Annotated in this window: 24 protein-coding genes and 1 tRNA gene; 15 read left to right on the top strand and 10 right to left on the bottom strand. The window is 61.7% G+C overall.

Annotated elements, in window-relative coordinates; translation table 11 throughout:
- The first annotated feature begins 56 nt into the window (after window positions 1-56).
- The 3 genes from AC1D11_RS10935 to AC1D11_RS10925 all read left to right on the top strand — a co-directional run bounded on the left by AC1D11_RS10935 (window position 57) and on the right by AC1D11_RS10925 (window position 3,709).
- The gene (locus tag AC1D11_RS10935) at window positions 57-1,211 is read left to right on the top strand and encodes a BMP family ABC transporter substrate-binding protein (protein WP_477647855.1); all 1,155 of its coding nucleotides are present in this window, start codon (window positions 57-59) and stop codon (window positions 1,209-1,211) included.
- Between the two features lie 108 nt (window positions 1,212-1,319).
- A complete protein-coding gene (locus tag AC1D11_RS10930) occupies window positions 1,320-2,372 on the top strand; it encodes an adenosine deaminase (RefSeq protein WP_477647856.1) in 1,053 nt (350 codons plus the stop codon).
- A gap of 59 nt (window positions 2,373-2,431) precedes the next feature.
- Window positions 2,432-3,709 carry a YbfB/YjiJ family MFS transporter gene (locus AC1D11_RS10925; RefSeq protein ID WP_477647857.1) on the top strand — a complete coding sequence of 426 codons (1,278 nt, stop codon included), beginning with the start codon at window positions 2,432-2,434 and terminating at the stop codon, window positions 3,707-3,709.
- 23 nt (window positions 3,710-3,732) lie between these two features.
- Here the strand turns inward: AC1D11_RS10925 and AC1D11_RS10920 are convergent, their stop codons facing one another.
- On the bottom strand, window positions 3,733-4,137 hold the full coding sequence (locus AC1D11_RS10920; protein ID WP_477647858.1) for a tautomerase family protein: 405 nt from the start codon (window positions 4,135-4,137) through the stop codon (window positions 3,733-3,735).
- A 129-nt stretch (window positions 4,138-4,266) separates the two neighbouring features.
- Between AC1D11_RS10920 and AC1D11_RS10915 the strand changes: the two genes are divergently transcribed.
- From AC1D11_RS10915 to guaD, 4 genes are all read left to right on the top strand, one after another.
- Window positions 4,267-5,154 carry a LysR substrate-binding domain-containing protein gene (locus AC1D11_RS10915; RefSeq protein ID WP_477647859.1) on the top strand — a complete coding sequence of 296 codons (888 nt, stop codon included), beginning with the start codon at window positions 4,267-4,269 and terminating at the stop codon, window positions 5,152-5,154.
- Between the two features lie 245 nt (window positions 5,155-5,399).
- Entirely contained in the window at window positions 5,400-6,035 is a 636-nt protein-coding gene (gene queE / locus AC1D11_RS10910; protein WP_477647860.1) for a 7-carboxy-7-deazaguanine synthase, read from the top strand.
- 26 nt (window positions 6,036-6,061) lie between these two features.
- Window positions 6,062-6,424, top strand: coding sequence for a 6-pyruvoyl trahydropterin synthase family protein (locus AC1D11_RS10905; RefSeq protein WP_477647895.1), 363 nt, complete (start codon window positions 6,062-6,064; stop codon window positions 6,422-6,424).
- A gap of 106 nt (window positions 6,425-6,530) precedes the next feature.
- On the top strand, window positions 6,531-7,814 hold the full coding sequence (guaD, locus tag AC1D11_RS10900) for a guanine deaminase (protein WP_477651025.1): 1,284 nt from the start codon (window positions 6,531-6,533) through the stop codon (window positions 7,812-7,814).
- A gap of 40 nt (window positions 7,815-7,854) precedes the next feature.
- Here the strand turns inward: guaD and AC1D11_RS10895 are convergent, their stop codons facing one another.
- Window positions 7,855-10,071, bottom strand: a complete 2,217-nt coding sequence (locus AC1D11_RS10895) for a PAS domain-containing protein (protein WP_477651024.1) — start codon at window positions 10,069-10,071, stop codon at window positions 7,855-7,857.
- A gap of 297 nt (window positions 10,072-10,368) precedes the next feature.
- On the opposite strand from AC1D11_RS10895, the gene dcd reads away from it, so the two are divergent.
- Window positions 10,369-10,941, top strand: coding sequence for a dCTP deaminase (dcd, locus tag AC1D11_RS10890; protein WP_457279872.1), 573 nt, complete (start codon window positions 10,369-10,371; stop codon window positions 10,939-10,941).
- Window positions 10,942-11,013: 72 nt separating this feature from the next.
- Here the strand turns inward: dcd and AC1D11_RS10885 are convergent, their stop codons facing one another.
- The 3 genes from AC1D11_RS10885 to AC1D11_RS10875 form a co-directional block, all read right to left on the bottom strand.
- A complete protein-coding gene (locus AC1D11_RS10885; RefSeq protein WP_477647863.1) occupies window positions 11,014-11,910 on the bottom strand; it encodes an alpha/beta hydrolase in 897 nt (298 codons plus the stop codon).
- Window positions 11,911-12,025: 115 nt separating this feature from the next.
- Window positions 12,026-12,448 carry a universal stress protein gene (locus AC1D11_RS10880; RefSeq protein WP_477647864.1) on the bottom strand — a complete coding sequence of 141 codons (423 nt, stop codon included), beginning with the start codon at window positions 12,446-12,448 and terminating at the stop codon, window positions 12,026-12,028.
- Between the two features lie 124 nt (window positions 12,449-12,572).
- The gene (locus AC1D11_RS10875; RefSeq protein ID WP_477647865.1) at window positions 12,573-13,478 is read right to left on the bottom strand and encodes a delta(1)-pyrroline-2-carboxylate reductase family protein; all 906 of its coding nucleotides are present in this window, start codon (window positions 13,476-13,478) and stop codon (window positions 12,573-12,575) included.
- A gap of 177 nt (window positions 13,479-13,655) precedes the next feature.
- Between AC1D11_RS10875 and AC1D11_RS10870 the strand changes: the two genes are divergently transcribed.
- Together AC1D11_RS10870 and AC1D11_RS10865 are read left to right on the top strand one after the other, a co-directional pair.
- Window positions 13,656-14,072: a hypothetical protein gene (locus tag AC1D11_RS10870; RefSeq protein ID WP_477647866.1), complete on the top strand. Its 417-nt coding sequence runs from the start codon at window positions 13,656-13,658 to the stop codon at window positions 14,070-14,072.
- A gap of 52 nt (window positions 14,073-14,124) precedes the next feature.
- Window positions 14,125-14,388 (top strand): hypothetical protein, encoded by a 264-nt coding sequence (locus AC1D11_RS10865; RefSeq protein WP_477647867.1) that lies wholly within the window; start codon window positions 14,125-14,127, stop codon window positions 14,386-14,388.
- Here AC1D11_RS10865 and pcp read toward each other — a convergent pair.
- Window positions 14,381-15,061, bottom strand: a complete 681-nt coding sequence (gene pcp, locus AC1D11_RS10860) for a pyroglutamyl-peptidase I (protein ID WP_477647868.1) — start codon at window positions 15,059-15,061, stop codon at window positions 14,381-14,383. The genes AC1D11_RS10865 and pcp overlap by 8 nt on opposite strands.
- A gap of 148 nt (window positions 15,062-15,209) precedes the next feature.
- A complete protein-coding gene (locus AC1D11_RS10855; protein WP_477647869.1) occupies window positions 15,210-15,932 on the bottom strand; it encodes a DUF4136 domain-containing protein in 723 nt (240 codons plus the stop codon).
- A gap of 152 nt (window positions 15,933-16,084) precedes the next feature.
- Between AC1D11_RS10855 and ypfJ the strand changes: the two genes are divergently transcribed.
- The 3 genes from ypfJ to AC1D11_RS10840 all read left to right on the top strand — a co-directional run bounded on the left by ypfJ (window position 16,085) and on the right by AC1D11_RS10840 (window position 19,819).
- Window positions 16,085-16,960 carry a KPN_02809 family neutral zinc metallopeptidase gene (gene ypfJ / locus AC1D11_RS10850; protein WP_477647870.1) on the top strand — a complete coding sequence of 292 codons (876 nt, stop codon included), beginning with the start codon at window positions 16,085-16,087 and terminating at the stop codon, window positions 16,958-16,960.
- 359 nt (window positions 16,961-17,319) lie between these two features.
- Window positions 17,320-18,765, top strand: coding sequence for a DEAD/DEAH box helicase (locus tag AC1D11_RS10845; protein WP_477647871.1), 1,446 nt, complete (start codon window positions 17,320-17,322; stop codon window positions 18,763-18,765).
- Between the two features lie 97 nt (window positions 18,766-18,862).
- Window positions 18,863-19,819 (top strand): YihY/virulence factor BrkB family protein, encoded by a 957-nt coding sequence (locus AC1D11_RS10840; RefSeq protein WP_477651441.1) that lies wholly within the window; start codon window positions 18,863-18,865, stop codon window positions 19,817-19,819.
- Here the strand turns inward: AC1D11_RS10840 and AC1D11_RS10835 are convergent.
- Window positions 19,816-20,700: a symmetrical bis(5'-nucleosyl)-tetraphosphatase gene (locus AC1D11_RS10835; RefSeq protein WP_477647873.1), complete on the bottom strand. Its 885-nt coding sequence runs from the start codon at window positions 20,698-20,700 to the stop codon at window positions 19,816-19,818. The genes AC1D11_RS10840 and AC1D11_RS10835 overlap by 4 nt on opposite strands.
- A gap of 23 nt (window positions 20,701-20,723) precedes the next feature.
- Here AC1D11_RS10835 and AC1D11_RS10830 point away from each other — a divergent pair, with 23 nt between their 5' ends.
- A complete protein-coding gene (locus AC1D11_RS10830; RefSeq protein ID WP_477647874.1) occupies window positions 20,724-22,061 on the top strand; it encodes a hemolysin family protein in 1,338 nt (445 codons plus the stop codon).
- 173 nt (window positions 22,062-22,234) lie between these two features.
- Window positions 22,235-23,080, top strand: a complete 846-nt coding sequence (locus AC1D11_RS10825) for a DUF2726 domain-containing protein (protein ID WP_477647875.1) — start codon at window positions 22,235-22,237, stop codon at window positions 23,078-23,080.
- A 41-nt stretch (window positions 23,081-23,121) separates the two neighbouring features.
- Here the strand turns inward: AC1D11_RS10825 and AC1D11_RS10820 are convergent, their stop codons facing one another.
- Both AC1D11_RS10820 and AC1D11_RS10815 read right to left on the bottom strand, forming a co-directional pair.
- The gene (locus tag AC1D11_RS10820; protein WP_477647876.1) at window positions 23,122-24,027 is read right to left on the bottom strand and encodes an amino acid ABC transporter substrate-binding protein; all 906 of its coding nucleotides are present in this window, start codon (window positions 24,025-24,027) and stop codon (window positions 23,122-23,124) included.
- Window positions 24,028-24,191: 164 nt separating this feature from the next.
- Window positions 24,192-24,267, bottom strand: a tRNA-Thr gene (locus AC1D11_RS10815).
- Window positions 24,268-24,276 lie beyond the last annotated feature (9 nt).

Raw genomic sequence — 24,276 nt, 5'->3', positions numbered from 1 at the left:
CGTCCCGTTTCACTTTTCATTTCAATGTCATTTCCTAAAAACGAAAGCGAGTTCACATGACTGACCTGCAAAAACGTTCCCTGCTCAAGCTGGCGGCCCTGTCGGCTGTAGCTGGGGCAGCCCTGATGGGCTGCGGCAAGAAGGAAGAGCCGGCAGCGGCGCCTGCAGCGCCCGCGCCGGCGGCCGCCGCACCTGCCAAGGTCGAACCCCTGAAAATCGCATTTGCCTATGTCGGCCCGGTGGGCGACGGCGGCTGGACCTTTGCGCACGACAACGGCCGCAAGGCCGTGGAGAAAGCCTATGGCGACAAGGTCGTCACCAGCTTCGTCGAAAGAGTACCCGAGTCGGCTGACGCCGAGCGCGTGATCCGCGACATGGCCAATAACGGCGCCAAGCTGATCTTCGGCACCACCTTCGGCTACATGGAACCCATGCTCAAAGTGGCAGGCGATACCAAAGACGTGAAGTTCGAGCACGCCACCGGCTACAAGCAGGCCGAGAACATGCGTACCTATGACAGCCGAACCTACGAAGGCGCCTACATGGCCGGCGTGATCGCGGGAAAGATGAGCAAGACCGGCACGTTGGGCGTGGTCGGCTCGGTGCCGATTCCTGAAGTGGTGCGCAACATCAACAGCTTCACGCTGGGCGCGCAGTCGGTCAACCCCAAGGTCAAGACCAAGGTGGTGTGGGTCAATGAATGGTTCAACCCACCCAAGGAAACCGAGGCTGCCACGGCGCTCATCAACGGCGGCGCCGACGTGCTGTTCCAGAACACTGATTCGTCTGCCGTGCTGCAGACCGCCGAAAAAATGGGCAAACGCGCTTTCGGCTGGGATTCAGACATGACCGCCTACGGCCCCAAGGCCCACCTGGCATCGGCCATCATCAACTGGGGCCCGTACTACGTGAAATCCGTGGGTGAGGCGCTTGAGGGCAAGTGGACCGGCAACACGGCTTCCTGGTGGGGCGTCAAGGAAGGCGCGATTGACATCGTATCGATTGCCGCCGACGTGCCGGACGACACCAAAAAGCGCATCGACGAAGTCAAGGCAGGCCTGAAGGACGGCAGCTTCTCGATCTGGAAAGGCCCGATCACCGACAACACCGGCAAGGAACTGCTGGCCAAGGACGTGGTGGCGGACGACAAATTTCTCGGCGGCCTGAAGACGTATGTCAAGGGTGTCGAAGGCAAGGTTCCCGGCAACTGAGGATAATGGACGCAGCGCCGTGCCTGGGGCAACAGTTCCTGGGCCGGAGCGCTCGCAACGTAGTTTCAAAGCTGCCTTCGGGCAGCTTTTTTTGTTTCTGGAGTTGAAATGACGCCCACACCGTTCAATGTAAAACCCGTGTCAGCAGACCGCCTGCCCGCGCTGCTAAAGCGCATGCCCAAAGCCGAGCTGCATATGCATATCGAAGGCTCGCTTGAGCCCGAACTGATCTTTGCGCTGGCCCGCCGCAATGGCGTGAACATTCCCTATGCCAGCGTTGAAGAACTCCGCAGCGCCTATGCCTTCACCAACCTGCAGAGTTTTCTCGACATCTACTACGCAGGCGCCAGCGTGCTCATCACCGAGCAGGACTTTTACGACATGGCCCAAGCCTACCTGCGCAAAGCCGCCGCTGACAACGTGGTGCACACCGAAATGTTCTTCGATCCGCAAACGCATACGGCGCGCGGCGTCAACATGGAAACGGTCGTCAATGGCCTGCATCGTGCCTGTGTGGATGCACAAGCCGGGCTGGGCGTCAGCGCCTCGCTGATCCTGTGCTTTCTGCGTCACCTCAGCGAGGAGGACGCGTTTGAAACGCTGGAGCAGGCCTTGCCGTTTCGCGACAAATTCATCGGCATCGGGCTGGATTCGGGCGAGGTCGGCAACCCGCCCGAGAAGTTTGCCCGCGTATTTGCGCGCTGCCGCGAGCTGGGCTTTCATCTGGTGGCCCACGCCGGTGAGGAAGGCCCGCCCGAATACGTCTGGACGGCGCTCGATGTGCTCAAGGTAGAGCGCGTGGACCACGGCGTGCGTTCCAGCCGCGACGCATCACTGATGCAACGCCTGGCCCAGGACCGCATTCCGCTGACTGTGTGCCCACTGTCCAACCTCAAGCTCTGCGTGTTCCCGGATCTTGCGAGTCACAACCTGCGCGAGCTGCTCGATGCCGGGCTCGTGGCTACCGTCAATTCAGACGACCCGGCCTATTTTGGCGGCTACATGAATGACAATTTCACGCAGACTTTTGCTGCGACGGGACTGAATTCGCAGCATGCCTATGCGTTGGCGCGCAACAGCTTTGAGGCAAGCTTCATCGAAGCCTCGGCAAAGTCCCGCTATATCGACCGCCTCAACCAGGCCTTCGAAACATTTCAATAAGCCCCTCAGCGTGTTGCCCCCGGGGTGCGGCCTGAATTCAACATGACGGAGAACTGTGTATGGCGTTGACGCCAAAAGAAGGGCAAACCCTTGTCGCCCACAATCCCTGGCCCATCGCTCTGGCGGGGTTGGTGGCGCTGGCAGTGGCCATGGGCCTCGGGCGCTTTGCCTTCACGCCGCTGCTGCCGATGATGCTCAACGACGGCGTGGTCGATTTGCCGACGGCCAGCTGGCTGGCCAGCGCCAACTACTTCGGCTACATGCTGGGTGCGATTCTTTGCACGCTGCAGCCCTGGCTGTGGGCGCGCTTCAAGTGGCTGCCGCACCTGGCGTATTCGTCTCTGGTGCGCGCCGGTCTGGTTGCCACCGGTGTGCTTACGCTGGCGATGGGCTGGCATTTTCCGGCTGCATGGCCGCTGCTGCGCTTTGCCGCGGGCGTGACCAGCGCGGTGGTGTTTGTGTTTACTTCGGGCTGGTGCCTGTCCCAGCTGGCCAGGCGCGGCGTGCCCGCGATGGGCGGCATCATCTACGTCGGGCCGGGCGCCGGCATTTTGGTGAGCGGCCTGTTTGCCACCGGCATGGTGGCCTGGCACTGGACGGCCGCCACCGGCTGGATGATTTTCGGCGTGCTGGCGTTTGCGCTGACAGCCTCGGTCTGGCATGTCTTGCGCGGCGGCGATGAACGCCTGACTGCACTGGTGCCACGCGCTGCTGCGCGGCCGGGTGATGCGCCACAGCACCACGGCCATGCCGAAATGACCCTGCTCACGCTGGCCTACGGCTTGGCCGGTTTTGGCTACATCATCACCGCCACGTTTTTGCCGGTGATTGCGCGTGCGGCCTTGCCGGGATCAGCCTGGCTGGACATGTTCTGGCCCATCTTCGGCCTGGGCGTCATGGTGGGTGCGCTGCTGGCCACACGCCTGCCGCCGGGCAAAGATTTCCGCCTGCTGCTGGCTGGCTGCTACTTTTTGCAGGCGCTGGGCATCGCCGCCAGTCTCTGGAGCCCCAGCCTCGCAGGCTTTGCCATCGGCAGCCTGATGCTGGGTATCCCGTTTACCGCCATCACCTTTTTTGCAATGCAGGAAGTGCGGCGCCTCAAACCCGCCACGGCCGCCAGTTTCATGGGCCTGCTGACAGCCACCTACGGTGTTGGCCAGATCCTCGGCCCGCCGCTGGTCGCGGTGCTGCTGCGGCGCACGCCCAACGCCGGCGCGGGTTTCACGCTCTCGCTGGAAATTGCAGCAGCCTCGCTGCTGGTGGGAGCGGTGATGTATCTGTGGATGGCGAAGGCTTATCCGGTGTTGCCGGCTGGCGGCGCTGCGGCGCAGAAGTAAGTGCATCGCTCATCAGTTAGGGCTCAGTGAGGACCGGGCTGTTGCACCAGCGCCATGGCGAACTTGCCGCCGCCCACCGACCAGTCCGAATAGTCGTTCTCATGCATGAAGATGAAAACGTCGTCGGCCGCAACACCGGCGTTGGCCTTTAAATTGCGCGCGATGGCCGCATAGAGTGCGCGCTTCATCGCGTCGCTGCGGCCACGCCGCATCGTGATCTCGACGACCACCGGTTGCTCTGAACGCGCCATGCCGTTGAAGCTGCGGCTGAAGAAAAACTGCTGCGCATCGTAGCCGCTGACCAAATTAAAAAGCTCGTCTTCAGGCATGCCAATGCTGTCGACCAGCGCCTGGTGAATCCCGTCGACGATGCCTTGCCGTTGCTCGGGGCTGCTGCTGTGGTGGACGCTGGTACGGACAAAAGGCATGTGATTTTTTCTCAATTTAATAGAGGGCGGTGAATTGAAGCTTTCACCGGGATGCGGGCAATTCTGGCAAGCAATGACGCCCAGGAAAAGCGATTTGTTCGCAAGTTATATGTGCCATAAACTCACATAATGATGAAACGCCATCTTCCACCTTTGAATGCCCTGCGTGCCTTTGAAGCTGCTGCCCGGCTGGGCCGCATGACGGCTGCAGCTGAGGAGTTGTCGGTGACCCCCGGGGCCATCAGCCGTCAGGTGCGCCAGCTGGAGCAGTCCTTGGGCGTGCCGCTCTTTGAAGGCGCCAAAAACAAACCGCAACTGACCGATGCCGGCGCCGCGCTGTGGCCGGCCCTTTCCACTGCGTTGGACCAGATGGAAGCCGCCGTGCGTGAAGTGCGCAGCAGCGAGGCCGGAACGCTGGACGTTTCCTGTTTCAGCACCTTCACCGTCAAGTGGCTGATTCCGCGTCTCTATGACTTCAATGCGCGCCATCCCGATATCGACGTCCGGCTCAGCGCCGCCGAGCGTGTGGTCGATGTGGACCGTGACCGCTACGACCTCGTCATAACGGTAGATGGGAGGGACAGCGAAAAATCGGCCACGCTGCTGCCGCTGTTTGTGGAGCGCCTGGGACCTGTCATGGCGCCTGCGCTCGCCAATCAGGCGAATGTGCGCGAAGCGATCGACCTGGCCCGCTTGCCGTTGCTGCACACCCGAACGCGGCGGGATGCCTGGAAGATGTGGTGCGAGTCGCGCGGCCTTGCCCTCCCCATTCAGGACGGTCCGGAGTTTGAGCACTATTACTTCACGCTTGAGGCGGCAGTGGCTGGGCTGGGCGTTTGCATCGCGCCCTGGCACCTGGTGATGGACGATATCCGCGCAGAGCGGCTGGTGGCGCCGCTGGGCTTTGAGGAAAGCAGCTACCAGTACGTGGCCAGGCGCCGGGCCAGGGCGGATGTGCGGCTGGACAGATTTTGCGATTGGCTCGAAAAACAGGCGCACGAAGCTCCCGCACCTTGAAGCCGCTATTGGCCGGTAAATCCCCCGAAATACCGCCATCGGCCGTTGGCCGTTAAAATCAGGGTTCGCGTGCTGCCTCGGCGCGCCGGCATCTGCTTTGTTTCCGGGGCCATGTAGAGGACTACCATGTATAAAAACCTCGCGACCCCTGGTCTTCCGGCCGCTGTGGGCGCCTGTTTTATTTCTCTTTCCCCCCCAGTTTTCCGACTGACCTTGCGACCGCAGATGCCTGCGCAGGCCGCGCCATGAGCTACCAGGTCAAGGAAATTTTCTACACGCTGCAGGGCGAGGGCGCCAATGCCGGGCGGCCGGCGGTGTTCTGCCGCTTTGCCGGCTGCAACCTCTGGACAGGCCGTGAGCAGGACCGCGCCACCGCCGTCTGCAAGTTTTGCGACACCGACTTTGTGGGCACCGACGGCACGCTGGGCGGCAAGTTTCGCGCTGCCGATGCGCTGGCCGACCGCATCGCTGCGCAATGGCCGGCCGGTGACAGCAGCCACCGCTTTGTGGTGATGACGGGTGGCGAGCCGCTGCTGCAGGTCGATGCCGAACTGATTGCCGCGTTGCACGCGCGCGGCTTCCAGATCGCGGTCGAGACCAACGGCACCATCGCCGCGCCCGAGGGCATCGACTGGATCTGCGTCAGCCCCAAGGCCGGCGCGCCCTGGGTGCAACGCGCGGGCCATGAACTCAAGGTGGTGTGGCCGCAGAGCAGTTTTGACCTGGCCGAACTGGAAGCTGCCGACTTCACCCACCGCTACCTGCAGCCCATGGACAACCCCCAGCGCCAGCAGAACACCGAAACCTGCATCCGGCTGTGCATGGCCCGCCCCGCGTGGCGCCTCAGCCTGCAGACCCACAAGATCACGGGCATCCGATGAGCACAACAAAAACCACGGCAGCCCCCATGCGCTGCGAAATCAGCCAGACTTTTTACTTTGATGCAGCCCACACGCTCAAGCGTGTCATCGAGGCCGACAGCAGCAAGCGCGTGCACGGCCACACCTACAACGCCGAAGTTTTCCTGGCCGGCGTACCCGACCCGGTAACCGGCATGGTGATGGACCTCGGCCTGGTGCGGCGCGAAATCGACGTACTGCGCGAGGATCTGGACCACCACCTGCTCGACGACGTGAAAGGTCTGGGTCCGCCCACACTGGAAAACCTGTGCCAGTTCATCTTTCGCAAGCTGGACGCACGCCTGCCGGGCCTGACTTCGGTACGTGTCTGGCGCGCCTCGCTCGGCGACGGCTGCCGCGTAAGCCGCTGAACCAGGCCGTCCGGCTGGCAACAGGCCCAAAAAGCCCGATAAGCCCTATAGGCGTTATCGGGTTCTGAATATTCCGCCCGCCGTTGACTGGGTTAATCTTGCAGCCATGAAAGCCTATCGCGCCGCCCTTTTGTACTTTGCCGCGCCTGCGCAGGCCGTTTATGAGGCCGATGGCCTGCTGGTAACCGGGCCCGACGCAGAAGGCCGCCAGGTGGTGCAAGCCGTCGGCAGCTACCACGCGCTGGTTTCACAGTTCGCCGAGGTGCCCACCGAATACCTGCCGGGCCGCCTCATCGCGCCGGGTTTTGTCGACATGCACGTTCACTATCCGCAGCTGGACGTGATTGGCTCGCCTGCCGAAGGGCTGCTGCCCTGGCTTGAAAACTATACCTTTCCAGAAGAAAAACGCTTCGCGAGTCAGGACTACTGTGCGCAAGCAGCTACGTTTTTCATAGCAGAATTGCTTCGCAACGGAGTCACCACGGCGCTGGCTTTCGCGACCTCGCATGTGGAATCAGTCAACGCGCTGTTCGCTGAGGCACAGAAAAACCAGCTGCGCCTCATGACCGGCAAATGCCTCATGGACCAGAACGCCCCTGACGGCGTGCGCGACGAAACGGTGCAAAGCCTGCGGGACACCGAAGCGCTGATCCAGCGCTGGCATGGGGTGGACCGGCTGGGCTACGCCATCACACCGCGTTTCGTGCCCAGCTGCAGTGAGGCGCAGTTGCACGGTGCCGGCGAGCTGGCGGCGAAATACCCGGATGTGTGGATCCAGTCACATGTCGCCGAAAACAGGGACGAAATCGCCTGGGTGCGGCAGCTTTACCCGAAGGCGCGCAGCTACCTCAGCGTCTACGAACAGTTCGGACTGTTGCGCCCGCGCGCCGTATATGCGCATTGCATCCACATTGACGACGAAGACCGTGCCCTGATGCGCGGCACCGGCACGGCGGCAGCCGTGAGCCCGACCAGCAACCTGTTTCTGGGCAGCGGTTTTTTTGACTACGAGGGTGCAGACCGCATCGGTTTCCCCTATGGCCTGGCCAGCGACGTGGGTGGCGGCACCTCGTTCAGCCCTTTCCACACCATGCTGGCGGCTTACTACGTGGGAAGGGAGGGGCAGACCAAAACCGGCCTGTCGCTCAAGCCGCAGCACTTGTGGTGGCAGCACACGGCGGGTGCGGCGCGTGCACTGGGCCTGGAAGGCGTTGTCGGTAACCTGCAGCCCGGTTGCGAAGCCGACTTCGTCGTGCTCAATCTCCAGGCCACGCCGCTGCTGGCGCGCAAGACGGCGCAAGCCGCCAGCCTGGACGAACTGCTGTTCGCGCTGATTGTGTTGGGTGATGACCGGTTGGTTGAGAAGACGGTCATTTCTCAGGCCATTTAGCGCACCGGTGTCTCGTGAGGGCGGCGCAGTACCAACCGGTTCAATGAACCTGCGCAGTAGCGACGGGAATCTCCAGGATGAACGATGCGCCTTGCCCGGGGCCGTCGCTGTGGACATGCAAGCTACCGCCCATTTCCTGTGCGGCCAGAATGCAGCTGTGCAGACCAAAGCCGTGCCCGTTTTTGCGGGTGGTAAAGCCGTGGGAGAAAACGCGTGTCAGGTTCTCCGGTGCGATGCCTTCCCCATTGTCTGTCACCGTGATGCGCAGCACGGGCCCTTCCAGCAAAACAGCATTGAGCACGATAACGGGGCGCCTGTCTGCAATCGTGCCAAAAGCCTGCTTGGCGTTGCTGATCAGGTTCACCAGCACTTGCAACACGCGTTGCCGATCCAGCAAAAGGGTAGGCAACGTTGCGTATTTTTTTTCAACATCCACTTTGTGGCGCGTCAGTGCATCCGCATTCATGCGCAGCGCGTCGTCCAGCAACTCATCCACTTTGGCGGATTCGACGACACGCGGGGTGCCTGCGTATGATTGCTGGGTCGCGATGACCTGCTTGATATGGTCCACACTGCTGCAAAGTGCGTCGAGTTCTTTCGCGATGGATTCATGCTCTGCCTCCAGTGTCCGGGCCAATTCGCGCAGATAGGCGGGTAACAGCTTGCCTTTGCTGTCCTGCGTCAAAAACTCCCCCAAATCCCCGATGTGGGCGTCCATCAAACCCACAGAGCGGGCGAGCCCCTTGAGCTTGGACGTCCGCAATTGGCTGCTGATCAATTCGGCCGACACGTTGACGCTATTGAGAACGTTTCCCACGTTGTGCAGCACGTTGGTTGCGATCTCTGCCATGCCCGCCAGGCGCGCCGTAGTGAGCAGCTGGGCTTGAACCTCTTCAATTTTTCGTTCCGCCTCCTTCAATTCGGACATGTTTTTCGAAGTCCCGAAGGTTCCGATCAGTGTGCCGTTCCTGTCTCTCCAGGGGCCCTTGTTGGTGAGGTACCAGACGACACGCCCATCAGGATGAACGGTTTTTTCGCTCTTTTCGAGGATCGGCTTCCCCGTCCGGATAATCTCTTCTTCGTCGTGGCTAAATTCACTCGCCCTGTCCTGGCCGTAAATGTCTGCATCGGTTTTACCAATCACATACTTTTCAAACTCCTCCACACTGGCCAAATGCGGTGGAAGTGTCTCCTCAACCATGTCCGGATGTGCTGCGCGATAGCGGCTGATCGATAGCCGCAGGAGGTTGTGAACCTCCGAGCGGCTGACTTTTACCAAACGTGATTTCAGATCCTTGAAGAAGATGGAATCTGGAGAGCTCTCCATCAGCGTAGTCAGCAGATCATGGTGATGCGCCAGCGCTGCTTCAGTCTGCTTCAGGGCAGTAATGTCCTTGGAAATACCGAAGGTACCAATGATGGCCCCGGCGTTGTTGCGCAGCGGCATCTTTGTACTCAGCTTCCAGGATTCACCGCGTCCGTCTTTCCAGGTTTCCTTCTCCACTTTGCCGATGATCGGCTGACCTGTGCGCAGGATTTTCTGTTCATCCTCGTAGGCGGGGCGCGCATGCTCTTCGGAAAAAAAATCGTGATCCGTCTTGCCCACCAGCTCCTCCGGCGATGCCCCAAACTGCAGCGCCTGTGCCTTGCTGCATTTGAGAAAGCGGGACTGCGCATCTTTGAAGTAAATGTGATCGGGAGCGTTGTCCAGAAGCGTGCGCAACAAATCCTGCTCGTTGATCTGGGAGTCAGCCGCCGCGCTCCCCTTCTCCGTAGCATCCGCCTCAGGGTGCCCGCCTGGATGAGACCCGGCGAGTTGTTGCAAATGCCACTTCTCTGCCAGGGAGTACGCCAATTGAATGACTTCTACAGGATCAAGCGGCGTCTTGAGCACCAGCCACCTGCTATTCATGGCTCCCATGGCTGTGCGCAGCACATCAGAAGAAAGACCCGGCCGCTCCACGCAAAGCACCATCTGGACCCTCGGATCAAGCGCCCATATTTGAGGCGCTATTTCGAGCTCACTTCCTCCCGCCGTATTAGAAACACCGATAAATGCCGCGGTGTAGGGGCGCGAAGCCAGAAGTGACTGTTGTACCAGGGCCAGCGCTTCGCGTGCGTCGCGGGCACCATCCAGTTCGAATGTCCCTCGCGCATTCTCATTTTCAACAAGCAGGTTGCGAAAGGCATCGTGAATGCCGGGACTGCCGTCCACGACAAGAATACGGTCCTTGTTCTGGGTAGAACTTGTTTTCATAGTGGGGCGCCTCGCATGAACCGGCTTCAGATATGGGACAACGGCAGTTCAGCTTGCACCTGTGCCTGTCGTAGGGGCAACGTTACGCGGAATGTGATGTCTTGACCAGCGGCACTTTCCCCGTCCATGCGTCCGCGGCGCTTTTATCGGATTGTGGGGCAGCGATAGTCCTCAGCCCGTGCCTTTTGCCGACGGGCCCCCTTGGTGAGGAAGGCTGGCTGCCTCCGGACTGACGGTCAGTGGGGAGGGCACTCCAGCCCCAACTTACAATCACAGCCACAACAGGAGCCCTATCCCATGAGCATCAAGAGCGATAAATGGATACGCCGCATGTCCGAGCAGCACGGCATGATCGAGCCTTTTGAACCCGGCCAGATCCGCCAGCGGGACGGCCAGAAAATCATCAGCTATGGCACCAGCAGCTACGGATACGACATTCGCTGCGCGCCTGAATTCAAGGTTTTCACCAACATCCACAGCACGGTGGTGGATCCGAAGAATTTCGACGAAAAAAGTTTTGTCGACTTCCACGGTGACAGCTGCATCATCCCGCCCAACAGTTTTGCGCTGGCCCGCACCATGGAGTACTTCCGCATCCCGCGCAATGTGCTGACCATCTGCCTGGGCAAAAGCACCTATGCGCGCTGCGGCATCATCGTCAACGTCACGCCGTTTGAGCCCGAATGGGAAGGTTACGTAACGCTGGAGTTCTCCAACACCACGCCGTTGCCCGCCAAGATTTACGCGGGTGAGGGCTGCGCGCAGGTGCTGTTCTTCGAGAGCGACAAGGACGACGTCTGCGAGGTCAGCTACAAGGACCGCGGCGGCAAGTACCAAGGGCAGGTTGGGGTGACCTTGCCGAAGGCGTAACGGACATCTACGCGACTGATTTGGACGGACGCCTGCAAAGGGCGTCCGTTTTGGTTTCTGCCCCCTACAGCATCAGGGCTTGGCGACCTGGGGGCGGCTGGCAAAGCCGCTCATGTACTTGATGGCGTCGCCAATGGTGTCGCGCCACACCGGCCATTCGTGGTCGCCGTCGACGACTCGGTATTCCACCAGCTTGGGCTGGTATTCAAACAATTTCTGGAACAGGCCGGCCGAGTGGTAGGCAATGGAAAAGGTGTCGTGGTCGCCGCTGTTGATGTACAGGGGCACCACGATTTTTTTGCTTTTGTAGGCTTCCCAGCTGGCGGTGTAGTTCAGGCGGTCCCATGAGGCCTGGTCAAATTTGCCGCCTGCCTGGAACGGCGCCACCTGCATGGCCGAAGAGTGGCCCGGGGGTGTCGGTGAATAGATCGCCGGGCTCAACGCCGCGGCGGAAACAAACAGTTCGGGGTATTTGAACACGGCGTTCACCGTGCCGAAACCGCCGGCGGACAGCCCTCCGATCATGCGGCCTTCGCGCGCGGTGACGGTTCTGAAGGTGGTGTCGATGTGCGGGATGAGCTCCTTGATGAGCGCGGTCTCCGCCTTGTCCTTGTTGCCGTCCACCCACCAGGTGGAGCCGCCGCCGGGCATCACGATGATGGCCGGCTGGACGCGGCCTTCCCGGACCAGCGTGTCCATGGTCGCCTGGATCTGGCCCTTGACCAGCCAGTCATTGTGGTCGCCGCCGTTGCCGTGCAGCAGAAACAGCACCGGGTAGCGCAGCCTGCCGCTCTCATAGCCGTCCGGCAGGTAGACCGTGTATCGGTAGTCTGTGTTCAAGGCCTTTGAGGTGAAGGACCTGACGGTGACCTCGCTGGCAAACGACAGCGGTGCGCCAGCCGCAACAAGTGCCAGTAAAACCCAGCCCAGCAGTTTGCGAATCGACTTGAACCCCATGCCTGTCTCCATCTTGAGCTCCTTGTTGTGTGGGGGCAAGTATCCGGTAAATGCCGGACGCTTGAAAGCGCTCTCACGCAACGGCTCCAACGGATGCCGGGGCGAGAATGGGCCTCGGTGAACCTTGCTACTTGACCAGCAAAACCGGAATCTCGCACTCGGCAACCACGCGCTGGGCCACGCTGCCGATCAGTGCGCGGCTGAGCAGTCCCTGGCCGTGCGTGCCCATCACGATCAGGTGCGCTTTTTCGCGCTTGGCGGCACGCAGTATTTCAGCGGTGGGCGAGCCGACCACGGCGAGAGTTTTAAACGCCATCTTGTGGCGCTGGAGGAAACGCTCGATCGGCGCCAGCACCTTCTGCGACTCTTCGGCGTGGTAGGCGGTGACGTTGGCCGAACCCAGCATGGTCTTGACGCGGCCCGGCACGGGAGCCTGCACGTTGATCACCACCACCTCGCCTTCGGTACCGGCGAGCTCATCGTGGCTGACCAGAAAGGCCAGGGCTTTTTTGGTGTACTTGCTGCCGTCGGCGGCGAACAGAATCTTCATGGTTTTTCTCCGGTGTGATCGGATCAGCGTAACACCAGCGTCGTCATACCGCTATAGGTGAGCGCCTGTCTTCGTCGGGCAGTCCGGGCAAATGGCTTGTCTCCAGGTGCTGACCAGGCGCCGTTCAGGCCAGGGCCGTCCGCGCTGCGGCCAGGTCCCAGCCCGCCCAGCCGCAGCTTTTAAACAGCACCGGCCCGGCGGGTTTTTTGATGTCCTGGCGGATCACATCGCCCAAGCTTGCGAAGCGGGCCACGTCCAGTCCGGCCTGCAGCAAATCCCCGGCCTCGTGGATGGCATCAGCCGTGTCGACAAACACCGAACCCTTCGCCGCGAAGTATTGGCATAACGCGGCGCTCAGTTCCATCATGGCAGGGGTGAAGGCCCCAACGGCGCTGATGAAGCCGTCAGGCCGGGGCAGCGCGCTGAGGACCACGGCGGCAGCCGGCGTGCAGGTAACGGCCAGCGGGCAGTCGGCCAGCGCAGCATCGGCGTCGTGTACCACGCGGGCGTTCAGGCCCAGCGCCTCAGCATGCAGCGCCAGGGCCTGGGCGCTGGCGTAGCTGCGCGAAGCGATGCGAAATTCGTGCACGCCCAGACCTTCGGCATAAGCCTCCAGATGCGCAAGGCCCTGAACACCGGCACCGACGATGAGCATGGGGCCATGCGTGTTGGGCGCCAGCCGCTGCGCGGCCAGCAACGAGACGGCTGCCGTGCGCCGGGCGGTGACGGTGGGGCCGTCCAGCATCAGCTGGCGGCGGCCGGTGGCCACGTCAAACACCACAACGTCGCCCTGGATAGTGGGTCGGCCGGTGCCGGCATTGCCGGGTGTAAAGGTGATCAGTTTGGTGATCGCGGTACGGGCATCCAGCGCCGGCATCACAAACAGGCTGCCGCCCCCAGGCAGGGGCTGCACCACGCGCGGCGGCACCTGGACGGAGCTGTCCTTGAGCAGGTGCGTCAGCTCGCTGACCAGCAATGGGTAAGGCAGGCGGGCGGCGGTCTGGGCGGGGCTGAGCAGGGTGGGCGTCATGGGGCGATGGTAAAGCGAGGAAGGAAGTGCAAGGGCGAGACGGGAGGGTGTCGGCGCGCTGCGTTACGTCGCGTAAAAAAATGAAAGGTTTTTATCCTACATATTCCCGGGAAAAGTGCTGGATGGAAACCGCAAACGCCTCCCTAGGATGAAAGCAGGTTCACTGGGAGGCCTGCCATGTTTTCTGACCACTTGCAAAAATTCGACAAAATGCCTTACAAGACGCTGCTCTGGGTAGCGGCCGGACTGATGTTTGTTTGCCAGCTCGCAGCCTTCGCGTTTGTGGCGGACGGGCAAGTCACCAAAGCCAGGATCCGCGACTATCAGCGCCAGGCTGAAGTGCAGGCGATTGCGCAGTGCATCGAAAACACCGCCGGTCCCGCCCGCCAGGGTTGTATCCAGCAGGCCCGCATCACGGCCGCCTCGGCCTTGCCGCCCGTCACCGCCAGCGCGCAAAAGGGGCAGGCTGTGGCTGATTCGTCGGGGGAATCCAGCGGTGTGATGGCCAGCAACGCAGCAGGCGCCACTGTCAGCAGCATGCTGCCAATGCAGCCTGCGCAGGGCTTTATGCCGGCGTCCTTCGCTATCCGCTGATTCAGCAACCATCGCAAGGTCTTGCGGCCGGTGCGGTTAGCATGTGGCCACGATGGATTTGTCACGCCTGTTGCGTCTTTACCAGCCGCGAAACCCCTTGTTCTGGCTGATGCTCGTGCTCAACGGGCTGTCTCCTTTGCTGGCCTGGGTGGTGCACAACCGGCCTTTGAACACAGCTGCGGCATTGGTGGTGACCTGCTTTGCGATCGGCAATGCGGTGCTGGGGATGTGGCTTGCGTGGCGTCTGCTGCGTGGTGAGCCGGCCGCCCCTGCTGAAAACACGACCCAGGAAGCCCCGCAAGACAAAGCTAGCTGACGGCTCCCGCGCCTTTTGCGATGTCATGCGTGTTGGCCAGCGCCGCAGCCACTGCCAGCCGCAGACCGCGAACGATTTCTTCCAGTGGCAGGCTGGGGGTGCCTTGCTCAGGTACGTAAGGTACATGGATAAAGCCACCACGCGTTTGCTTGAGGCCGCGCTTCGTGGTCAAGGCATGCATCAGTGCATAAAACACGTGGTTGCAGACAAAGGTGCCTGCCGTTTGTGACACCTCGGCGGCAACGCCGGCGTTTTGCATGGCCTGCAGCATGGCCTTGATGGGCAGCGTGCTGAAGTAAGCCGCCGGGCCGCCGGACACCACGGGCGTGTCGACAGGCTGGCTGCCGGTGTTGTCGGGAATGCGGGCGTCGTTGATGTTGATGGCCACGCGCTCCAGCGAGATCGCGCTGCGCCCGCCCGCCTGGCCGACGCAGATCACCAGTACCGGCTTATGCAGCGCGAGCAGCCGGAGGAGTTCTGCGATGGAAGCCTGAAACACGGTGGGCAATTGCGCCGCCACCAGGAGGTGGCCGCCTATGCGCTTGCCACCCAGCGCCTGTACCGCCAGCCAGCTGGGGTTGAGGGGCAAGCCGCTGTGCCCGGTGTCGCCGAAGGGGTCGAAGCCGGTGAGCAGGACACGGGGGAGCGAAGAAGCGGAAGGGGCTGTGCGCATGCCGCCATTGTGAAGGACGGCGGTGTTTTGGCCACCCCAACCATCCGGACATTTCCGCGCTGGTTGCCGCCCCCTGGAAAAGGTACCAGCCTTCCGAAGCGGGGTGAAACGGGAGACCGGGCCCCACTCGATTGCTCGGCGGTTGAGCTTACTTTTTGATCACCGCCCCGGTTTCGCTGTCGAACTTCACGACACGCACCTGGCCGTTCTGGCCGGGAAAGTTGTCAAACACCGCGCGAACCAGGTAAGGCACGACCAGCGGAAGCTCGCCACTGGCGCCTTCGTACACGGCACGCGACTCAAACACCGTGCGTGGCGGCTTGCCGGGCGGTGTGCCCTGGGTGTCGAGCAGCCGCACGCGCAGGCTGTTGGTGTAAATCGTCATGTTGAGCTGCCGGTCACCTACATAGCGCGGTCCGAAAGGGTCGGGGACCCAGCCGCCTGCATAAAGGCGGCCCGCGGCGTCGCGGTAGGGCGGCAGGAAGACAAAGTTGTCCTGGTAAACCGGCTGCAGAAAGGTTTTCTCCTCGCTGCGGCTGCTGGCCGCCACGTCGACGTGCAGGCGCCCGGTCTGTCCTTCAGGCGCGCGTTTGAGGCCGCGCTTTTCCAGTTCGGCCTGCACGTAGCCCTCATAGGTGGCTTGTTCCAGCTGCCGCGTCGAGTCCACCGGCGTGATGTAGCTGAAGGTAGCGCCCGCCGTATCGGCCGGCCACTGGTTGAAGCTGGTCACGCGGGTGGTGATGGGGCTGGCGCAGGCCGACAGCAGCGCGGCCAGCAGCAACGCAAGCGCCAGGCGCAGCGGGAAAAACACGGAAATGGCGCCGCCCTGGGTGCCGGGGCCCGCGGCCGTTGGGTGGGCAAAAGTGGTCATGAAGAATGGATACACCAGGTTCAATTTTGTTCCACGGCGGGGGGCCGCTCAAGTAAAGTCGGCGCATGCGCTGACAGCGGACCGGGCTTTGGGGCAGGTGCCGCAGCAGGCCGGAAATGCCAGTATGCACGGATGACAGACAGGGAGACACCATGAAGTGGGAAGGCAATCGCGAATCCGACAACGTTGAAGACCGGCGCGACGGCGGCGGCGGGGGAGGCGGCTTCGGCTTTGGGGGCCGTAGCGTAGGCATCGGCACCATCGTAGTGGCGCTGGTAGGCGGCTGGATTTTTGGCATCAACCCGATGACCATCCTGAACCTGCTCAGCGGCGGCGGATCCCCGGCACAAGTGCAGCAGGGCCCGGCTCCCAAGCCGCCGGCCGATGACCGCATGGCGAAATTCGTTTCTACCGTGCTGGCGGATACTGAAGATGTCTGGACCGACGTGTTTGCCAAGGGCGGCGGCACTTACCAGAAACCGCGGCTGGTGCTCTTTCGTGGCGCCACACAAACGGCCTGCGGCCAGGGCCAGGCCGCCATGGGGCCGTTTTACTGTCCGGGCGACCAGAAGGTCTACATCGACCTGGGGTTTTACGAAACCCTCCGTAGCCGGTTGGGAGCACCCGGCGACTTCGCCCAGGCGTATGTGATCGCGCATGAGGTGGGCCACCATGTGCAGAATCTGCTGGGCATCAGCGGCAAGATGGACCAGATGCGTGGCCGGGTCAGCAAGGCCGAATACAACGCGTTGAGCGTTCGCCTGGAGCTGCAGGCCGATTGTTTTGCCGGCGTATGGGCACATAACGCGCAGAGTGCGCGCCAGATATTGGAGCAGGGCGACGTGGAGGAGGCCATGAACGCGGCCGCCAAAATCGGCGATGACGCCCTGCAGCGGGCCGGCGGTGGCGCGGTGGTGCCCGAAAGCTTCACCCACGGCACCAGCGCCCAGCGGCAGCGGTGGTTCGACACGGGCCTGAAAACCGGCAGCGTGAAGGCCTGCGACACCTTTAGCGCCCGCAGTATTTAGCCGGCAGCCAATAATTAAGAATGAAATCGGGTCTCAGCCCTTTACTGGCGGGCGCAGGCAGCTATAGAATAGATAGCAATGAAGGGGTGTTGCCCCGGCGGGTGCCCTGGTCCGAATGCCCCGGGCCGCGCAGTGGGTCGGCAAAACCGGCGTCGGGGCCTAAAGTGCGACAATAGAGGGCTAAGGAAGCGCTGCAACAGCCTCATCACGGTCGATGACCGTGCCACGCCAGGCGGCCTGTTGCGTTCCCTTTCTTGCCAATGGTGCAGCGGTGCCGTTGGCTGCCAGCGCGCCGGTTCGCGACTTCCGGTTCGTACACCCTTCGCAACACAACCCGCACAATACCGCCGAGCTTTTTTATGACATCTTCTTTTTCCAATCTTTCGCTGGCAGAACCGCTGGCCCGTGCCGTGGCCGAAATGGGCTACGAAACCATGACCCCCATCCAGGAACAGGCCATCCCGGTCGTCCTGCAGGGCAAGGACGTCATGGGCGCCGCGCAAACCGGCACCGGCAAGACCGCTGCCTTCGCCTTGCCGCTGCTGCAGCGCATGATGAAGCACGAGAACGCCTCGACTTCACCAGCCCGCCACCCGGTGCGTGCACTGGTGTTGCTGCCCACGCGTGAACTCGCCGTGCAGGTCGCCGAGCAGGTCAAGCTGTATGCCAAATACACCAATCTGAACAGCGCCGTCGTTTTCGGCGGCATGGACATGAAGCCGCAGACCGCCGAACTCAAAAAAGGCGTGGAAGTGCTGGTGGCCACACCGGGTCGGCTGCTCGACCATATCGAAGCCAAGAACGCCGTGCTCAACCAGGTCGAGTACGTGGTGCTCGACGAGGCCGACCGCATGCTCGACATCGGCTTTCTGCCCGACCTGCAGCGCATCCTGAGCTACCTGCCCAAGCAGCGCATCACCTTGCTGTTCTCCGCCACCTTCTCACCCGAAATCAAAAAACTGGCCTCCAGCTACCTGCAGGACCCGGTCACGATTGAAGTGGCGCGCTCCAACGCCACGGCTTCCACCGTCGAGCAGCATTTCTACAGCGTGGGCGCTGACGACAAACGCCGTGCCCTGCACCAGATCCTGAAACAGCGCGGCATGAAGCAGGCCTTTGTGTTCGTCAACAGCAAGCTCGGTTGCGCGCGGCTGGCGCGCTCCCTGGAACGTGAAGGCCTCAAGACCACGGCGCTGCACGGCGACAAGAGCCAGGACGAGCGCCTCAAAGCGCTGGAAGCCTTCAAGAAGGGTGAAGTCGACCTGCTGGTGTGTACCGACGTGGCGGCGCGCGGCCTGGACATCAAGGATGTGCCCGCGGTGTTCAACTTCGATGTGCCCTTCAATGCCGAAGATTACGTGCACCGCATCGGCCGTACCGGCCGGGCTGGCGCATCGGGCCTGGCGGTGAGTTTTGTTGCCAGCAGCGACCAGCGCTTGGTGGCCGATATTGAGAAGCTGATCAAGACCAAGATCGAGCTGGAGCCCATCGAGTTCGAGGAAGACCAGCCCCGCATCAGCGAGCAGGGCCGTATCAATGACGGCCGCCGCATGTACCGCGAAGGCGAAGAGGGCGGCCATGCGCGTGAAGCGCGCCAGCCGCGGGAGCGGCGCGAGTACACGCCGCATCGCCAGCCGGCGGCGCCGCGTGACCCGTTTTTCGACCAGCCCTACGAACCAACCGCTGCGCCCGATGCCACGCCCGCCTGGGAAGCCGCCGCCAAGGCTGCCCCCGCGCGCAGCAGTGTTTCGGCCAATATCAAGCCGAAGAAAAAAGTCGCGGCCCTTTTCAAAACCGCCGGCTAAACCCGCACAGGTTACGCATCGGCCGTCGGCCAGCGCCTACGGCGGATTGCGAGGCCGTCCGGTGTAGCCCTTGTGGCGCGCCTTCTACGCTGTCCTTATGATGGCGAACTCCGATCCGCACCTGAAGCCGCCAGCTTTGGGGTTTCCCGCGCGCTCCCACAAATTCCTGAAAATCTTTCGCTCCTTGTGGCGCGCCGTCGATCACTGGATAGACGCCGACGGCATGCGCATGAGCGCAGCCATGTCTTTCTACGGCATCCTGAGCTTGGCGCCGCTGCTGGTATTGCTGGTTGCCGTGCTGGGCTGGTGGCTGGACCGCGCCTACATCGAAACCAGCCTGGTTGACCAGATCCGCAGCGTCATCGGCGCGCAGGGCGCCCAGGTGGTGCAGCAGGCGCTCTCCAGCGCCCAGGAGCCTTCGGAAGGCATTGTGGCGTCGCTGTTTGCTTTTGCCTTGCTGCTGTTTGGGGCCACCGGTGTCTTTGCCGAGTTGCAGGACGCGTTTGAGAGGCTGTGGCGCCAGGGCAGCGGCGAGGAGCCGCAGCAAAAGTGGTGGCACAGCGCCTCCCTGCGCTTGCGCGGAGTGGCTTACATCCTGGCTTTCGGTTTTCTGTTGCTGGTCTCGCTGGTGATCTCGACTTTTCTCAGCCTTCTTTCAGGCTGGGCGGGCAGCTATTTGCCGATCGAGAAGATCGCCTGGGTCCTCAATGAGGTTGTGTCTTTCGGATTTTGCGTTGTTCTGTTTGTAGCGCTCATGAGAATGAGCGTAGGCCCCAAGCCCGCTTTACGCTATCTGGTGATGGGTTCCGCCGCGGGGGCCATCCTGTTTGCGGTCGGCAAGCACCTGATGGCTTTTTACCTCTCCACCGCAGCGGTTGTGTCGGCCTATGGCGCGGCAGGCTCGCTGGTGGTGATCCTGATGTGGATCTACTTTTCATCGGCCGTGCTGTTGCTCGCGGCGAGCGTCGCCAGGGCGTGGGCGGACGAGGCAAGCGCCCGGGGGCGGTCTCGCTTGCCGGAAGGCGCTGCTTCAACGGTTGAGCCTGCGGCTTAAGCTGATTTACGGGGCTTATCGGCTTTGTCTGCCTTGCCTGGCTTTTGTGCCTGTTCGCATTGCACGCTGACCAGTTCAAACTCGCCGGGCGCCGCCCCCAATCTGGCCGCCGTGAGGCAGCCGCCCCACACGCAGCCGGTGTCGAGTGGCAAGGTGTTGTTGCGCAAGGTGGGTGTGCTGTTCCTGCCGCTGGCTAGTGTGGACCAATGGCCAAACGCCACCGGCGTACCTGCTGTGGCCCGGCCGGGAACATCAAACCAGGGCAGGTGACCTTCAGGCGCGCTGCCGGGACCGTCGGTACTGCTGAAGTCCATCACGCCTTCGGGGGTGCAAAAACGCAGGCGCGTGAGCGCGTTCACGATGACCCGCAGCCTGTCGGCGCCCTGGAGGCTGTCGCTCCAGTGATCAGGCGTGTTGCCGTACATGGCCTGCAGAAAGTCCTTGAGATGGCCGCCGCGCAGCACCTGCTCCACCTCTGAGCCCAGCGCCAGGGTTTGTGCCGCAGTCCATTGCGGCAGCACGCCCGCATGCACCATCAGCCAGCCTTGGCGATGGACGGCCATGGCACGGTGGCGCAGCCAGTCGAGCAGCTCCGCGCTGTCCCTGGCCTCGAGGATGCCCTGTACGGTGTCGCTGCGGCCCGGTTTGCGCACGCCTTGCCAGACAGCCAGCAGGTGCAGGTCGTGGTTACCAAGCAGGCATTGCGCAGCATCGCCCAATGCCGTCAGGGTGCGCAGCACCTGCAGGGAGCCGGGGCCGCGGTTGACCAGGTCGCCAAGGATGTAGAGGGTGTCGCGGCTCGGGGAGAAGTCGATCTTGTCCAGCAAGCGCTGAAAAGGTGCGTGGCAACCCTGCAGGTCGCCGATACAGTAAAGTGACATGTGTTTATTTTGCGCCAGGCCCCATGGACTTTTTCCTGATAGCTTTTCTGACCTTGCTCAACGGTGTGTTTGCCATGTCGGAGATGGCACTGGCTTCGAGCCGCAAAGCCCGGCTCTCGGCCATGGGCGAATCCGGCGACAAGGGCGCGCAGGCCGCGCTGGGGTTGCTGGACAACCCGACGCAGTTTCTTTCGTCGGTGCAGGTTGGCATCACCTCCATCGGCATGCTGAACGGCATTATTGGCGAGGCGGCCTTCAGCAGCGGCCTGGCTGCGTGGATCCAGACCTTCGGCGTGCGGCCGCGCGTTTCCGAGATCACCGCTACCGCGCTGGTAGTGACAGTCATCACCTTCATCACCATCGTCTTTGGCGAGCTGGTGCCCAAACGCATCGGGCAGCTCTACCCGGAAACCGTTGCACGCCTGGTTTCAAGGCCCATGATGTGGGTGGCGACGGGCTTCAAACCCTTTGTCAGGCTGCTGTCCATCAGCACGCAGGCGGTACTCAAGCTGCTGCGTATCGACAACAGCGCCGGCCGGGCCGTCACCGAAGAAGAAATCGCGGCGAGCCTCGAGGAGGGTGTGGACGCCGGCCTGATTGAGGAGCATGAACACCAGATGGTGCAGAACGTGTTTCTGCTGGATGACCGCCTGCTCACTTCACTGATGCTGCCGCGTTCCGACATCGAGTGGCTCGATGCTTCCGACACCATTGCCCAGGCCATCGACAAGGCGGGCGCTACTGGCCATTCCTGGTACCCCGTGTGCCGCGGCAGCCTGGACGACGTGGTGGGTGTAGTCAATGTGGCCAAGCTGCTGGCCTTGCGTGGCCAGATCCAGCCTGTGCCACCAATCCAGGGCGCTGGCGCAGTGCCTTCGGTGACCGACCGCATAGGTGCTTATGCCGTGCCGGCGGTCTTCGTGCCGGAAACGCTCACGGGCATGGAATTGCTGGAGCAGTTCCGGGCCCGCTCCACCCGCATTGTGTTTGTGGTCGATGAATACGGGGTGGTGCAGGGCCTCATGACGCCCATGGACATGCTCGAAGCCATCACCGGTGAATTGCAGCCCGGCGCGCAGATGGACGCATGGGCGACCCAAAGGGAGGACGGCAGCTGGCTCATTGACGGTGTCATGCCTGTCTCTGAACTCAAAGCCCGTCTGGATATCAGGGAACTGCCCGAGGAAGGCCGGGGCCGCTACAACACGGTGGCAGGCCTGCTTCAAAGCGTTTCGGGGCGGTTGCTGAAAACCGCCGAGCGGGTGGATTGCGCGGGCTGGCGCTTCGAAGTCCTTGATCTTGACGGCAAGCGGATCGACAAGATCCTGGCCAGCCCCATCCCGGTCGATCCCGATATGTAAATATTTGTTTCTTCCAGTAGGCCGTTTGGGTTGTATTGACGGGACATCTATGTGAAAAAAGGCCGCTTTTAGGTAGATTGGATTCAACATGAGTCGCCTTCACAACACCTTCATACGTAAATAGTTGTAACTTAACGGGGCTGTGTTTAAACTGAAAAAAAGTTAAGGCACTCATGTTTGATGTTTTTGTGTTGGCGCTCACTGCGACGGCGGTGTCTGCAATGGCGACGGGAGCAGCTTGCCACCATGGCTGGCTGGCGCGCTCCGCGCGCAAAAAAAGGCGCCTTCCCACGCATTGGCACCTGCAGCCAAGACCACTGGTACTGGAAGCCGAGCAGGACGTATGGCATTGGCTTCAACGGGCCTTTTTTGACCACCATGTCCTGATCAAAGTCCCGGTCATCCGCTTTGTCTCGCCGCGAACCGAAGCCGAAGGGCAGCGTTCCTTTGAATTGCTGAAAACCGTTTACTGCACTTTCACTGTATGCGCCGCGGATGGAACCGTCATTGGTTGCCTGGATGTCCCCGGTCCCCGGGGGCTCAAGGCCAGCAACCGCGACCTCAAGCGCAAGCTGTTTGAAGAATGCGGGATTGCCTACGCCGTCGTGCGTGCGAGCAACCTACCCACGCTGGAAGATGTTCGCGCGGCGTTCCTCGGAGAAATCGACCTGTCGGACGACGAACCCGCCGTGCTCGGCGAGCCTCCCCTGGCCTTGCCGGTCGAGGTGGATGCCGACGCCGATGCCAACATGGCCACCGTGCCCGACACCATGCGTGCAGCCAACGGAACCCTCCTGGAGGACGCGCCAAAAGTCGCCAGCATGGACATCGCGGCAGCCCGAAGCAGCCTGCAAGCCAAGCTGGAACGCAACCGCAGGATACGGTTCACCAATTTCGACCCGCTCAGCACCGGTTCAGGCATTGTTCATGACAACGCCGACCACAATTTTGCTGTGCAGTGGGAAGACTCTTTCATCACACCGGAAGAGCCGGATACGCCGAACGGCACCAACGCCTGAACGTCTAAAGCCGCAGCGGTGTTGCGGTTTTCAGTCGTTACTCAATTTGCTTTCGCGGTGTCAAACAATGCCTTCGTTTCCGCCGGCATCACGGCTGTCAGCGGTTTGCCGCCCGGTTTCATGGGTTTTAAAAACCATTGTTCATACCAGCCCTGCGCTGCGCCGCTGCGCATGGATTCCTTGATAGAGCCATTGACCAGCTCACCCATGGCTGCATCCCCCTTGCGGTAGGCGATGGCAATAGGTTCTACCGACAGGCGTTCCGGCAGGATCAGGTAGTCGCCTGCATTGGGCAGGCTCGCCAATTGCGCGGCGAGCGCTACACCGTCGCGGGCGTACCCTGCCACCCAGCCCAGTTGCAACTGTCCAAGGGCGGCATCCGCGTTGACTGCCTTGGCGTGTTGCCACTTCAATGAATGCTGCTGCGCGTAGAGATCCAGTGCGGGAACCACGGTGGTTCCGGCAATGCCCACAATGCTTTTGCCTTGCAGTTGGTCGAGCGCGCTGAGTTTGTCCTTGGTGCGCACCGCCACCTGGACGGCTTCGATAAAAATCGGTGTCGAGAAATCCATCCGCGCCCGGCGCTCCGGTGTGTCGGTCACGTTCTCGCACAGCAAATCCACACTGCCTTCAGACAGCAAACGTGTGCGGGCGTCCACGTACGTTTCGATATACCGTACCGGCAGGCTCGGCTTGCCGGCGGCCTGGCGTAGCCGCTCAATGATGGGTTTGCAAAATTCGATGCTGTAGCCGAAAGGTTTTTCCGCCGTCCGGTGAGACGAGAAAGGCGCGGAGTTTGCGCGGTAGCCCACATTGATCTGCCCACGGCTCTTGATTTTCTCCAGTGTGGCCTGCGCTTGAGCCCACTGCGGCATGGCAATCGCCGCGAGAGCCAGGACGGCCGGAAAAAGCCGCAGCCAAAAAGAACGAAGCGGAAATGTCCTCATGCGAATCCCCCTGTTACTGGGTTTGATTCTTATGTAAAAGGCATTAATCCGCAAACAATGCGGGGGGATGACTTTCCCGGTACCACCTAGGTATTCACTGTGCCGTGGTGACCTGCAGGAATGAATGAAAAAGCCCCAGTTCCTTGCGAAACAGGGGCTTCAATTGGTGCCGGAGAGATGAATCGAACACCCGACCTTCTCATTACGAATGAGCTGCTCTACCGACTGAGCTACACCGGCTTTGTATGA

The sequence above is a fragment of the Polaromonas sp. P1_E11 genome, from assembly GCF_056405995.1.
This window is presented reverse-complemented; position numbering and strand designations above follow the sequence as displayed.